The sequence below is a fragment of the Nostoc sp. DSM 114161 genome, assembly GCF_052692665.1.
Genome location: NZ_CP195141.1, coordinates 245,969 through 259,649, shown reverse-complemented (window position 1 = coordinate 259,649; position 13,681 = coordinate 245,969). Strand labels below are relative to the sequence as shown.

At 40.1% G+C, this 13,681-nt stretch carries 13 protein-coding genes; 6 read left to right on the top strand and 7 right to left on the bottom strand.

Translation table 11 applies throughout. From position 1 onward, the window contains the following. Nucleotides 1-61 precede the first annotated feature (61 nt). Nucleotides 62-718 carry an NAD(P)H-binding protein gene (locus tag NSTC745_RS01080; protein ID WP_445635521.1) on the bottom strand — a complete coding sequence of 219 codons (657 nt, stop codon included), beginning with the start codon at nt 716-718 and terminating at the stop codon, nt 62-64. A 178-nt stretch (nt 719-896) separates the two neighbouring features. Between NSTC745_RS01080 and NSTC745_RS01075 the strand changes: the two genes are divergently transcribed. Next, nucleotides 897-1,580, top strand: a complete 684-nt coding sequence (locus NSTC745_RS01075) for a DUF1997 domain-containing protein (RefSeq protein WP_445635520.1) — start codon at nt 897-899, stop codon at nt 1,578-1,580. A gap of 174 nt (nt 1,581-1,754) precedes the next feature. On the opposite strand, the gene NSTC745_RS01070 is transcribed toward NSTC745_RS01075, so the two are convergent. After that, the gene (locus tag NSTC745_RS01070) at nt 1,755-2,225 is read right to left on the bottom strand and encodes a DUF4079 domain-containing protein (protein WP_445635519.1); all 471 of its coding nucleotides are present in this window, start codon (nt 2,223-2,225) and stop codon (nt 1,755-1,757) included. Between the two features lie 202 nt (nt 2,226-2,427). Here NSTC745_RS01070 and NSTC745_RS01065 point away from each other — a divergent pair, with 202 nt between their 5' ends. After that, entirely contained in the window at nt 2,428-3,711 is a 1,284-nt protein-coding gene (locus NSTC745_RS01065; RefSeq protein ID WP_445635518.1) for an ankyrin repeat domain-containing protein, read from the top strand. Between the two features lie 1,061 nt (nt 3,712-4,772). Here the strand turns inward: NSTC745_RS01065 and NSTC745_RS01060 are convergent. Further along, nucleotides 4,773-6,239, bottom strand: a complete 1,467-nt coding sequence (locus NSTC745_RS01060; protein ID WP_445635517.1) for a hypothetical protein — start codon at nt 6,237-6,239, stop codon at nt 4,773-4,775. Nucleotides 6,240-6,449: 210 nt separating this feature from the next. Between NSTC745_RS01060 and NSTC745_RS01055 the strand changes: the two genes are divergently transcribed. Together NSTC745_RS01055 and NSTC745_RS01050 are read left to right on the top strand one after the other, a co-directional pair. After that, nucleotides 6,450-7,853 carry an amidase gene (locus tag NSTC745_RS01055; protein ID WP_445635516.1) on the top strand — a complete coding sequence of 468 codons (1,404 nt, stop codon included), beginning with the start codon at nt 6,450-6,452 and terminating at the stop codon, nt 7,851-7,853. A gap of 2 nt (nt 7,854-7,855) precedes the next feature. Then, nucleotides 7,856-8,551, top strand: a complete 696-nt coding sequence (locus NSTC745_RS01050) for a Crp/Fnr family transcriptional regulator (RefSeq protein ID WP_445635515.1) — start codon at nt 7,856-7,858, stop codon at nt 8,549-8,551. Nucleotides 8,552-8,783: 232 nt separating this feature from the next. Here NSTC745_RS01050 and NSTC745_RS01045 read toward each other — a convergent pair whose 3' ends face one another. From NSTC745_RS01045 to NSTC745_RS01035, 3 genes are all read right to left on the bottom strand, one after another. Beyond that, complete coding sequence (locus tag NSTC745_RS01045) at nt 8,784-9,347, bottom strand: GNAT family N-acetyltransferase (protein WP_445635514.1); 564 nt, start codon at nt 9,345-9,347, stop codon at nt 8,784-8,786. Nucleotides 9,348-9,470: 123 nt separating this feature from the next. Continuing rightward, nucleotides 9,471-10,271, bottom strand: coding sequence for an EndoU domain-containing protein (locus tag NSTC745_RS01040; RefSeq protein ID WP_445638501.1), 801 nt, complete (start codon nt 10,269-10,271; stop codon nt 9,471-9,473). Nucleotides 10,272-10,571: 300 nt separating this feature from the next. After that, nucleotides 10,572-11,438 carry an aldo/keto reductase gene (locus NSTC745_RS01035; protein WP_445638500.1) on the bottom strand — a complete coding sequence of 289 codons (867 nt, stop codon included), beginning with the start codon at nt 11,436-11,438 and terminating at the stop codon, nt 10,572-10,574. Between the two features lie 147 nt (nt 11,439-11,585). Here NSTC745_RS01035 and NSTC745_RS01030 point away from each other — a divergent pair, with 147 nt between their 5' ends. Then, complete coding sequence (locus NSTC745_RS01030; RefSeq protein WP_445635513.1) at nt 11,586-12,347, top strand: hypothetical protein; 762 nt, start codon at nt 11,586-11,588, stop codon at nt 12,345-12,347. A 349-nt stretch (nt 12,348-12,696) separates the two neighbouring features. After that, the gene (locus tag NSTC745_RS01025) at nt 12,697-12,960 is read left to right on the top strand and encodes a DUF3146 family protein (protein ID WP_096537001.1); all 264 of its coding nucleotides are present in this window, start codon (nt 12,697-12,699) and stop codon (nt 12,958-12,960) included. A 92-nt stretch (nt 12,961-13,052) separates the two neighbouring features. On the opposite strand, the gene NSTC745_RS01020 is transcribed toward NSTC745_RS01025, so the two are convergent. Beyond that, a complete protein-coding gene (locus NSTC745_RS01020; RefSeq protein ID WP_096537002.1) occupies nt 13,053-13,508 on the bottom strand; it encodes a pre-16S rRNA-processing nuclease YqgF in 456 nt (151 codons plus the stop codon). Nucleotides 13,509-13,681: the final 173 nt, after the last annotated feature.

Genomic DNA, 13,681 nt, shown 5'->3' with positions numbered 1-13,681 from the left:
TCACACCAAAAAGCGATCGCTTATCATTAGTCATCAGTCATCAATCAACACCATTTTCCACTTAACACTGTTGAAATAGCTCTGCGAAGCTTTTCGACGCTGCTTCAGGTTTCGCTACAATCTCAACAATTTTATTACGTGCAGCTGGCTCAAAGAGTGCTTCGACGCTAACTTTGGCGACTTTTTGCCGGGGAATACTACCGTCAAACAGAGTATCAGCACCCTGCATTACAATGGAGTCGGTATTATCTTCATTCTTTAAGCCACCAGGGCGCACAATTGTATAAGTAAGACCACTTTTCTGGATGTATTCTTCAGCTTGCTTTTTCCACACCAAAATCAACCAAAACAAATTCAATGGATGGAAAAACTGAGACGTACACAGAGAAGAAACCAACACAAAATGCTCAATTCCCTTAGTTTTAGCAACATCGACTAAATTTTTCGTACCTTCAAAATCCACTTTATAGGGACCAGTGGGGTCAAAGCTAGGTTTTGCGCCAGTTGCAACCAACACAACTGTGCTATCTCCCAAGGCAGCACTCAAAGTTTCTGGTTGTAACACGTCGCCTACTACTAATTCAGCTTCTGGAGACAGAATACCTCTAGCTTTTTCTATATCCCGCACTAGAGCTATGACGGGAATATTCCGCGCTACCAACTCTTGCACGATGCGGCGACCTGTTTCACCCGTTGCCCCTGCTACAAATGCTTTCATAAGAAATGCTATCCTGGGAAACTATTGTGTGCTTGTTCAGTTCTTTATTTTAGTGATTCTATGGAGCTGATGGCAGATTATTGAGGTTTTTGTCAAAATAGGATATTTGTGCGAAACTACCCAAGTCGGCAGGGAATTATTAATATAGACAAACGCCAAAGTATACAGTCATGTATTTATGCTTTTAAGAGACGGCGAATACCAATCCTTGGAAATAACAGAAACAGTTTTACCAGTAGCATCCAGCCAAGAAGAAGCAAACGAGACATTAACAGAAACAAATGTAGCGACCCTCACAAAATTTTATGGTCGCTATCAAGACTGTATGGAAATGTTTGCTCCAGCAGTCAAGGTTGGTGAGTATCTTAATTCTCACAGTTCGTGGTTTTCGCGCTGCGCTGAACCAATGAAGGTGCAACCGTTGGGGGAAAATGGCTATGCTCTAGTAATTGGTCGTTTTGGTTCCTTTGGTTATGAAGTAGAACCAAAAATTGGTTTGGAATTATTACCTCCAGACGAAGGTATTTACCGCATCCGCACAATTCCCATCCCTGATTACCAACCGCCTGGTTATGACGTGGATTACCGCGCATCACTGAGGTTATCAGAAAACGCGGTAAGTGGTGTTTATACTGATATTGCCGAGGTGACCAAAGTTGAATGGGAGTTGGATTTAGTAGTTTACATACACTTTCCCAAGTTTATTCAGCGATTACCCAAGTCTTTAATTCAATCTACAGGCGATCGCTTACTCAATCAAATCGTCCGCCAAGTCTCCCGCCGCTTAACTCGCAAAGTCCAAGAAGATTTTCATCAATCTTTGCAAATACCCTTTCCTGTTAATTCCAAGAAAAAGCGGTGAATCAAATGATTGTTGGATTTTGGGTTGCACCTTTGGTGCGCTCGAAGCACAAGTTAAATTTTGGATTTGTTTCAACCCTCGTGTGTGAAACAAATCCAAAAAGTCTAAAATTGCTAGTCAACAGTTGTTTGTCCCTTGCCATAAACTAATGACAAAGGACAAATGACTAATTAACTATGCTTGAGTCAGAATTTTTTGGACAATTTGTACCCCACTAACAGCTTGCCAAACAAAAAGCCCTAAAAGCGTGAAATTTAAGAGAATGTGAGTTGCACGCGCCCAATTTGCTCCTTTTTGCATGTAGGGAGACAAAGCCGCGGAAAATGCAATCAGACCCGTCATACCCAAACCTGCTAACAGGTGAGGCCCTACAAACAACTTGCCATTATTGATGTAAGTGACAGCCATCCCTCCAATTGCACCTGCCACCATGAAAGCTAGGAGTATAGACCCGATTTGATAATGTCTGACGTTATATCTACCTTTAATCAGTTCTTTCTTTTCTTCCCCCTGAGCATTTCTGGTACGCTGTACTTGTAACCCCAAATAGGCAGCATAAATCGAGACTACTAATAGCGCCCACATCATCAGCGGATGAAAGAAGTTCAGCCAATATTTCACCGACGGAGAAAGTTCCAGACTCATCGTGCCCTCGCCCAAGTATTAAATCTTCATAAAAATTAGCATAACTCTATTTTCTGTGCTTAAAGTTGCACAAATTAAATAAGAAGTCACAATTCAAAATTTAGGATTCAACATCAAGTCCAGGCAATCGCTTGGGCTTGTTTTGGCTTAAGCTGAATTTTGAGGGTAGATGAATCAAACTTCCCTGTGTGGGATTTTATCGATGATTGAAAACAACGATACTTTGCTGCTGAAAGCTGCTAAAAGTGGGGATATTAAGGGGCTGCGTGCGCTACTAGCTGCTGGTGCGAAGGTGGATGCGTGCGATCGCCAAGGCACTACGGCTTTAATGTTTGCTGCTAATTTGGGTTACACGGAAATTGTGCGATCGCTCCTGGATGCTGGGGCAAATATCAATATCAAAAGAAAACTTTATGGTTTGACGGCTTTAATGTTAGCAGCTAGCGCCAAACAACTTGACATTGTGCAACTTTTAGTATCTAGAGGCGCGGATGTCAACGCCACTAATGAAGATGGCAGCACAGCTTTAATGGCAGCAGTAGTTAAAGGTCATGTGGATGTAGTACGAGTTTTGTTAGCTGCTGGTGCAGGGGTGGACATCGCCGATAAAGATGATGATACGGCTTTGAAGTTGGCAATTAGGCACGGGCAGGTAGAAGTTATAAAAGCAATTCTCCAAACTAATGTAGATGTCAATGTCCCAGATGAGGAGGGTGAGACACCGTTAATGTTAGCGGCAGATTTGGGACATCTGGAGATTGTCCGAGCGCTGTTGGCAGCGGGGGCTGATGTGAAGGCGAAAAACGCCGATGGTGGAACTGCGTTATCAGCGGCGGCGGCGGCGGGATATGGTGCGATCGCATCTGCTTTACTAGATCGAGGTGCCGAAATTAATTTCCAAGACCAAGATGGTGAAACAGCCTTACACCTTGCCGCTGTGGAAGGTTACGTTGATGTGGTGGAAGTGTTACTTAACAAAGGTGCGGATGTCCAAATTAAAAACCACCTTGGTGATACGCCATTGCTAGTAGCAGCCTTGCAGGGACACAGCGAAATTGTGGAAGCACTGCTGCGTTCTGGCGGAGATATTAATGGAAAAAACCTCGGCGAACTACCTTTGACGCTGGCTGCATCACAAGGGCACACCCAAACGGTGAAAGTATTGCTTGAGTATGGCGCTGATGCCAATATTCCAGCAGATGATGGCAAAAGTGCTTTGATTAAAGCAACTGAACGCCAGCACATAGAGGTAATAAAAATGCTCTTAGCAAAGGGCGCAGATGTAAATTTTCAAGATTCAGCCAAAGCAACAGCATTGATGTGGGCTGCTTCAGCAGGCCATGGACAGATTGTGCAGTTATTAATCCAAGCTGGGGCAGATTTGAATTTGAAAAATCGAGGCGGTTACACAGCTTTGATGATTGCAGAATTTAATGGTTATCAGAATATTGTCCGGAGTTTGCAAAAAGCTGGGGCGCAGGAATAAGGGCAGGGGGCAGGGGGCAGGGGAAAAGGTTAAAGGGAAAAGGGAAAAGGGAAAAGGCATAAATTTAATCTTTCCGCTTACCCCTTTCCCCATGCCCTGTTTGCCCTATAGCCTAAAATTCTCATGCCCTTATTATTTTTAATAAAGTAGTGTTACAAAGGTCTTGACAAAGTGTTGAATCAAGGTTATTTACTTAAATACCAACAAGGTTTACAAAAACCAAAGTTGAACAAATTACAAATATCGCGTTTGGCTAGAACGCGATATGTTTACTGAAGGATAGCGGGTCTCATGCTTCCTGTGAAGTAAGAAATAAATTCTTGGATTCTTCTGGGAATTAGATAGCAGAAACTAAAAAAAGCAAAAATCCGTCGCAGCTGTTGTGAGCTTGCTGCAACGGATGAAGGAAAAATTAAAACGCCGAGATGGAACAGGGAAAACGCTTGCGCCACAAGGATAGAAAGCGGGCAAAAATGAAGAAGGGTACTTAACCTTAATTACTTTGTAGCTTTTACCTTGTACCTTTAACCCAGTCTCCCCCTCGGCGTTTCCTACTGTGCTAGATGTGCAAAATATATAGTTTTTATTTGATGAGAAAAGTATTATAAAGATCATTTTCAATGTATAAAATTAGACGAAAAAGGTAAGTTAGTAATCAAAAAAGCTTGATTTGTGAGTATTTGGGCGATCGCTACGGAAACTCCTAGAGAATATAAATAAAATATTAAATTTAGTAGAATCACTGTATTCAGAGGAAACAGGGCTAAGGGAACAGGCAACAGGGAAATTATGCTGACTGTTGACTGTATAGTGAGGAGTTAACAGTTATTCATCGGTGTCAACTTAACGTAAAACCGATGTTCCGCAAGGAACTGAAGTTCCTTGCTGATAGCAAAAGTCATCTCAAGATGACTCAATTTTATTAAAAGTTTTTAGTCTACTTCAGTAGACTTTAGGTATAAGCAAAAGAACTTTAGTTCTAGGCTGGTGAGGAAGCCAACAGTTAAGCCATTTCTAACTTAGAGAGTTTCTGCAAAATCTAAAATTGTATTAGTTTTGGATTATCTCGACCTAATAGCAGCATAGTTCGTTTTATAAATAGGCAGGGTTTCTTTAGCTTGTGGAGAAACAGAACTATTTTCTGGAATAGCTTCTAATAAATTAATAGCTTGCTTCAATTTTTCTTTTGCTTGCTGGCGAGTTATCGGTGAATGAGGCGAATTTTGTACAAAGAAGGTAGCTTCTATTGCTAGCTTTTGCGCTGATTCTAAGTTGTGAACTGCTATTTTTTCAGTTAAGACTATTTTACTGATAGCGTTATAGTTAGTCTGGTAATGGGTTAATTTATTCTTTGCTCGGTCAGAAACTGATGTTTGAGGGGGAATGCTATTTAATAACTTTATTGCTCGATCCCATTTAGTTTCTGCTTGTTGCCACACTTGCAAAGAATGTGGAGGATTTTGAGCTAGAGATGCAGCTTCCATACCGAGTTTTTGAGCAGATTTAAAATTAGCGATCGCTCTTTGTTCTGGAGTTAAGTTTTGAGTTTCTAATTGGGGATTTTGGTTTTGGGTTTGCCGACCACAAAAACCTAATAATAATAAGGCTGAAGCTAGAAACAAAGCTGAAATTGCTATTTTTGGCGTGGGAATTTTTATTGTATTTTCTAATTTGTTACTAACAATTAATTTTTTAGTACTTTGCTGTTCTATCTTTTTTATAGCTTTTTCTGCCTCCTCTCTTAAAGTGTCACCTTCAATAATTAAACTAGCAATCTGTTCTTGAAAAACATCACAATCATTCAATATACCTGTTAGCTCTTGAGTTTTACCATCACTCGATATAATTAATTCATGATCGTCATCTAACCACTCTAAGGTAAATCCAGATTTTCCACAAAAAGCAGATACTCCTAACAAAATAGTTAGTAAGCTATGACTGGTTTTTATAGTATTAAAAATATAATTTAATTTTTGTTGCAACTGTAATAATTCTTTTTGAGAATTACTGATTTTTTGAAGTTGATACTCTAATTTTTTAGAGTTATTAAAGACTAAATTATTTTTTAAGTTTTCAGCAATCGCTTTAAATTTCGAGGGTAAGCTGACATGCTGACTGTCAGAGTTGAGTTGGTTTACCAATTGAACGTCGCTGAGAATATCGGCGGCTAAAGCCTGCAAGAAATAGCCCCATTCAATCCAGGTATCAATTTTTTTACCTAAATCAATTAATGAAAGTTTACTTTCCCTATTACCAAATTTTGCTGCTAGGACTGGATCTACTAATCCAATATGAGGTATAAACAAACTGGCTACTATATTAGTTCGAGTAAGTGTGGCGATCGCGGAATTATTGATATTACCAAATTTTAATTCCTGAATAATTATTTTTTGAATATTTCTGAGTTCTTCCTGAGCATTATTAATCAGGATAATTTGTTCCACGATCTCATGAGAATCGCCAATAGTTAGCTTCAAACTTTGAATCAATTTTGGCAATTCACTAACAAGTAATTCGAGGTTAGCCATAAATACCCCTTAGGGATTTGTCGAAAATATATGCGAAACAATTAAAATGACTGGAGTAAGAACATAACCATGTCTATTGCCTCTGAACGTCCTAAATGAATGACAAATTTCAGGAACTTATAGAATATATAGTTCCCAGAAATCCTACTAAAGTATCAATTTCAGTTTAAAAATCCCAAAATAAAGACGAAACTACCTATTCACTAACGTATGAATGAAGTTGATTTAGCATTTACCCCAGCACTAGAGTTAGCCCAATTAATCCGTCGCCGGGAAGTATCACCGCTAGAGTTGGTAGAAATATATTTAGAACGCATTGGACAGTTGAATCCCCAATTAGGAAGTTATTTTAGAGTCACAGCAGAAACGGCGATCGCAGATGCCAAAGCTAAAACAGAATTACTAACAACTACCTCAGAACTACCGCCATTTTTTGGTGTGCCGATTTCCATTAAAGACCTGAATGCTGTAGCTGGTGTTACTTGTACCTATGGAAATCCGGCATTAATCAACAATATTGCTAGCTATGACGATGTAGTCGTAACTAAAATTCGGCAAGCTGGTTTTATTATTCTCGGTAAAACAGCTACTTCCGAATTAGGTTCATTACCTTACAGCGAACCTACGGGTTTTCCCCCAGCAAGAAATCCGTGGAATTTGGAATACACTCCTGGCGGTTCTAGTGGTGGTGCGGCGGCGGCGGTAGCAGCAGGATTATGTGCCGTCGCCCAAGGTTCTGATGGCGGTGGTTCGATTCGGGGGCCTGCGGCTTGTTGTGGTTTGGTAGGACTCAAACCATCACGGGGTAGGGTGAGTAAAGCACCCGTGGGCGAACGTCTCGCCGGAATTGCCACCAACGGGCCAATAGCACGGACTGTGGCTGATGCTGCTGGGCTTTTAGATGCCATATCTGGCTATGTCACAGGCGATCCCTATTGGCTACCAGATCCCGAAACATCATTTCTCGCCGCCAGCCAAACAAAACCTGGCGCTTTGCGAATAGCCTTTGACACGAGCATTTTTCCTTTGGGAGAAGCTGACGCTAACTGTCAGCAAGGTGTCCGAGAAACAGTCAAGCTGTTAGAACAACTCGGCCATCAAGTCGAACAGAAATCTCCAGATTTCAGCGGTTTAATCGAACCATTTCAAATTGTCTGGCAAGCTGGGGTAGCAGCGTCAGGGCTTCCTGTTGAAGCTTTGCAGCCCTTAAATCGCTGGCTATTTGCCCGCACGGGTTCCGTAGCTCAGTACCTGCAAGGAGTTGCCCAAATGCAGGTAGTGGCACGGCAAATTGTGGCGTTTTTCGATAATGTGGATGTGCTGGTACTGCCAGTTTATTTGCATTCACCCATCCGTGTGGGAGAATGGGCAAATCTGAGTCCAGAAGAGACATTCCAAAATATTGTTCAGTGGGTTGCACCTTGTCCGCCTGCAAATGCAACTGGACAACCAGCGATCGCCATTCCTGTAGGATTTGATAGTAAGGGTTTACCCATCAGCGTACAGTTAATTGGCAAACCGGCAGCTGAGGCCACACTTATCAGCCTAGCGGCACAAATAGAAGCGGCTAAACCTTGGATTGGGCATCGTCCAGCCTTTGCAATCTCAGCCTAATTATGCAGGCATCCTTGGAACAGCTTTCAAAAATTACTGTGTTTGCTGGTTTAGAAACAGCAGACACAGTAGCTTTGCAACCTTACACCCAGGTGCAACGCTATGGTAAAGGAGAGATTGTTCTGCATGAAGGCGATCGCTTACCTGCAAAACTGTATGCTGTTGTCAGTGGATTAATTAAAGTTAGCAAAACAGCAACAACGGGAAAAGAAACTATTTTCCGCGTCCTAGCTGCTGGAGAAATTTTTGCGGCTCCTGCTTTATTAGGAAATGGCATTTCTCCGGCAACTGTAACTGCTGAATCTGATTGTGAAATTCTGACTGTAGAGCGAGACGCTTTATTAAAAGCTATTCAGGAAAATCCCGAAATTGCATTACGAATGCTGATGGTTTTTAATAGTCGGATTCAGCAATTACATGAAACAGTCCACGGATTAGTTTCGGAGAGAGCTATTGTTAGGCTTGCGAGATTAATTCAATATTTTGCTGGTGAATCGGGAACTGATTTAACTCCACAAGGAGAGTGTTTAAAAGTTAGATTACCTTATTACCGCATGGCTCGGACTAGTGGCATTACTTACGAAGAATGTGTGCGGTTAATTAAAAGCCTCAAGTCAGTAATTACTTACGGTCGGGGTGGGAAGATTACAATAGTTGATGCCAAAAAATTAGATGCGATCGCTTCTGGCGAAATGTGATAATACTATTTGATTGTTGCATTAATTTTAACGTATAAATTTTAGAAAATAATTTCATTAAATTTATTATTTCATAGGGCGCACAACACTAATCAATTTACTCGCCAAAGGTTCCTCAAGCAAAATTGCAGTATGAATTCGTTCTGCTAACCCATTTTAAATATTTTAACTTACGCTGAATATGCGATGAATAAATCGAAAAATAAACAGTGAAAATATGTGTTTCAATCAATTAAAAACTAGCATATAAATCGATAGGCTGTGATTTCCACTCGTTTTCAAGAATAGCGTAAATAAAATTGTCATACCATCTACCTTTAATTAACTCTTTTTCTCGTAGATGGCCTTCACGACGCATACCAATTTTTTCTAAAACTCTAAAAGAGGCGACATTTTCTGCAACACACCATGACCAGATACGATGCATTTTTAATTCTTCAAAACCAAACTTTAAAATTGTCTGTGCTGCTTCTGTTGCATAACCTTGTCCCCAATACTGAGGGTTTAGTTCATAGCCAATGTTTGCTTCTCGCAGTTCAGAGTCGTTGACACGAATACCACAATTGCCAATCAGCCGATTTTCTTCTTTAAGAACAACAGCTAACTGAAACTCTGTTCGCGGTTCCTCTTTTTGCTGATTAATAAACATCTGGACAAACTCATAAACATCGTTTTGTATACGATGCGTCCAGTCCGAGTAAAGCAAGTATAAAGGATTGGATTGATAAGCAAAGATCGCTTGCCAATCTGTCTCTACAAACTCACGCATTAGCAAGCGGTTTGTTTCTATTATCATCTTTTATTTATATGTGCTTTATACAGGATATTTCGTGATTTTAACAATATGGGGGAACATGCCTTTGACTATATTATTATATTGATCGAAGTTTATCTCAGTTTCTAGTCCCCAATACCCAGTTCAAATTTTACATTTTGCACCAAAAGGAGTAGCATCAGTATAATAGGTAACGATCGCTTTTTCTTCTCTTACAAAGACAGTAGGAAAGGATTTACCAGTTTCGCGATCGCGTACATTATAAATACACGCTCCTTCATTGTTTCCTTGAAGTTTAAATATTTTAGTAGTATCTAAAAGTATTTCTTCAGCATTGCTGAGATAGCCGTAACCTTTAATAACATCTCTGACTGTACGATTTTTCTGCTTAATTACTACACCCATTGTATAAATCACCCCAGGAACAACTTCTTCTCGCCGTTGATTATATGATAGTCGTCCTCCTATGCCCTGATTTTGTAGCTGTAAATACCTGCCGTAAAAATGTAAACCACCAATATCATTTGCGTTATATATTTCACCACAAAATATATGTTCAAACCCCCGGCGCTGGAACCAAATATTAGTTAAATCTTCTAAAAATTGTGCTTTCTTCCTACGTCCAGGAAGCAGTTCGCCGCCGCTAGCTTGCTGAACTTTCTGCAAAACATCTGGATAAGAAGATAACAATTGTTTAAAACTATTAGCACTCACTCTCGTACCAATAGGACCACAAATTTTTAATACAGCTTGGTCAAAAGAATTTAGCTGCGGTGGCGGTGGTGTGATATCTAGTTGTTGTCCTGCGGGGAAACCAACAGGAACCGGGTTATTTACATTATCAAAAAATGGTAGAAGTTTAGTATTTTCCTGTGGCTGTGCGTCTACTAGATTTTGCAAGTAAAACGGCGAAAATACTAGCAAAACAGCAAACACTTTCATCATCTGCTTTAACCTATTGATTACGAAACTTGGCTGCATAGGTTTTAATTTAATTACTTGGATAATAGTGCCATGCCAAGTTTAATTCGAGGGATAGCCTACTTGATAAAAAACCCAGTTTTTTTAAGAAACCGGGTTGATATAGTATTTAGCAAGTGTCTCGATCTGGAATAATGATGATAATTCAGGAGTCAGAAGGTCAAAAAAATCAAACTCTGAATTTATCTCCTTTCGTCGATAATCATGTCAAACCAATATAAATTCTGACTTCTGAGTCCTGAATTCTCAATTTTCAAATAATGATTAAGTTGCGCGATCGATTTTTCGCACTTCTTCATCAGATAGTTTCACATTGATAGCTTGTGCTGAGTCTTCAATACTAGAAATTTTGCTAGCCCCAGGAATTGGCAAAATAGCAGGCGATTTAGAACGCAACCACGCCAGAACGATATTGTACACTGACACACCTTTTTCTTTAGCCAACTGAGCGATCGCTGGAATATCTTCTAAGTTTTGATGACGACGCCTACCACCAAAAGGACTCCAGGGTAAAAAAGTCAATCCTTGGTCTTGGCAATACTCTAACACGCCATCAATTTCTGGCTGTCGTTCCCAAGGGCTGTATTGATTCTGGACTGAGACAATATCCACCACATCCTGCGCCCGCTTAATTTGTTCAACGGAAAAGTTAGAAACTCCGACAAACCGAATTAAACCTGCTTCTACAGCTTCTTTGACTGGTGCAAGAGATTCTTCAATGGTGTAATTATTATCCGGGGAATGGTATTGCCAAACATCAATGGGTTTAGCGCCGCCCAAAGCCTCAAAGCTGACTTTAATTGTTTGGCGCAAGTGTTCTGGGTTACCGTTGCGCGTCCAATTACCATCCGGACGCATTAAGCCGCCTTTAGTTGCGACAATCACTTGGCTACTATCACCTTGATAACTAGCAAGTGCTTTGTGAATTAACTGCTCGTTGTGATGTTTATCTGACTCATCTTTGCAATAAGAGTCGGCAGTGTCAATAAATGTAATACCGAAATCTAAAGCACGATGAATCACTTGGATTGATTCCGATTCTGGAGGGCGATTATAGATTGACATCGGCATACCACCCAAACCGATCGCACTCACAAAGATACCAGTTTTCCCTAGCTGTTTGGTTTCCATGCTTTTAGTCATAGTTTTCTCACCTAATTATGAAGCACTTAGTCAAAAATTTTTTAGCAATTCATGGAAAATCCTCTTTATTACTGAAACTTGAGGGCTACAACGGGAATACTCTATCTAAGAGTTAAGTACTCTAGACAAACTGCGATGAAAGTTATAGAAGAAACTCGTACTAGATTGCAGCTAAACCATAGACCATTTAGGTATTGGTTCATCGGGTGGTGCATTTTTATTGTTTGTTTAAGCTTTTTGATTTACTGCTTATTTTTTGATTCTGCTTCAATTCAACTAACTTGCGATCGCCGCTTTACAATTAACCAAATCGACTGTGATTTGAGGCGATTTAATTTGCTCGGAGGTATGCAAAAGCTGAAAATTTTTGACCCTCAAGAAGCACGCATTATTATCAAGAGAGCTTCTAAAAACAACACTTCTGAGGTTGTTATTACAACTCCATTTGGAGATTTTACTCTTTTATCACAGGTTAGCTATCAAGAAAATCAGCAAGTTGCTGGGAAAATAAATAATTTTATCAATTCTAATCAGTCTTCGCTATTAGTGCAGCAAAATCAAAGAGATTATCTATTTGTTTTAAGTTTATTTATCTTGATTGGAATGGCGATCGCTGCTTTTTTTGGAACATCGCCTGTGACTAACTGCACTTTCTACAAAAGTCTCAATAAAGTCGTGATAGAACGTAAAGGTGTGCGCGGTAACCATATTATTGAATATCCACTAGAAAGTATCCTGTATTTTGATATCGAAGAAAGGCAATATAAATACTCCAAGCTGTATCGCGCTGTTATTGTCTTAAAAACTTACAAGAAAATTCCCATCAATCCACAATATACTGATGAAAATAATGTCCGATATATTGTTTCTAGGATACAGTCGTTCGTAAGATATTAGGACTTACGCTTTGATAGAACAATAAAATAATGACTTTTTTCTATACATAAATAAGCAATAATAATATTATTAGCCTCAATTTATAACTTAGTGTTATCCAATATCTGCTTGTTTGTCAGCAATCGATCGCTTGACTCTCAAGCTGAAATCTGAGAAATCCCAAGTTGGCTTTTTAGATATGCCGAGTTATAGCTCTAACTTCGCTATCTTCAGTCTTTCGGCTGATTAATATAACTCTCTTAATTACAAATACCCATTTTGTCAGTTTGTCTATTTAAGCTATGTTTGGTAAATAAAATAAGTAGCCTACATAAATTGGCTAGTTATTCCACACTTGACATAAAGCATTGTGAGTGCTAAACGTCTGCCAGAAACCATTGCCCATGTCAAAATTACCCGCCAATCCTGGCAACACGGCTTCCTTGAGGGTGAAGTGAGTGCAGGTGAGTTTGAGTGGCATTTCCAGTGGCATTTTCGCAGGGGAGAACTTGCCGTCAAGCCCTCCCAAGGTCGCGCCTTAATCAAAGAACCCCTCGGTCGATTTTTGGAGAAACAAGATTATCAACTAGAGCCTGGAGGAGACTATGCTTTTACTATTCGGGCGGAAATTTAGAAGTTAGGAATTGGAAATTGGGAGTTAGGAGTTAGGAGTTAGGAGTTACGAGTTAGGAGTTATGAAGATATTAATTCCTCACTCCTAACTGTTCACTCCTCACCCCTCACTCCTGATTCCGTGAGGCGATTTAAGTATCTTTCGATTAGCAGGATGGCAACAATGTCATCTATGGGTCTTGGAGGCTGCCGCATACCCTGTGGTAATAGTTTTATTAACCCTGTGGGCGGATACATTTGCCAATAGCGATCGCGTGCTTCTAAGGTTGTGTAACGCTCATCTACTAAAATGATATTTAGCGGTTCTGGTAATTCTTGATACAGTTGCTGTTTCCACTGGTTGGCTGTTGTTTGGTTGCCCATTACCATTAAGGAGATGGGGTATTTCTGACGCAGTGTCTCAATGGTAGCGATCGCCTCTTTTGCCGACACGACTTGATGATAATATAATTGTCGATCCAGTCCCATCACTGCTAAACCACACTTATCTCGACCTGGATCGAAACCCAAAATTACTGGCTGTGTCGGTAAAAATTCACGGAAAGTCATAAGTAATAAAAAAAAAGAATTCAGAACTGGTGAATTCAGGAATCAGAATTAATTAGTGGCTAGTGGCGAGTCTGTGTAGGAAAGTTATGAACTGACCTCCTGGCGTCTACGGCGTAACCCGCCGAGTCGTGACTTTCCGCGCTCATCTCCCATTAATTGTATTCTGAGTTCTA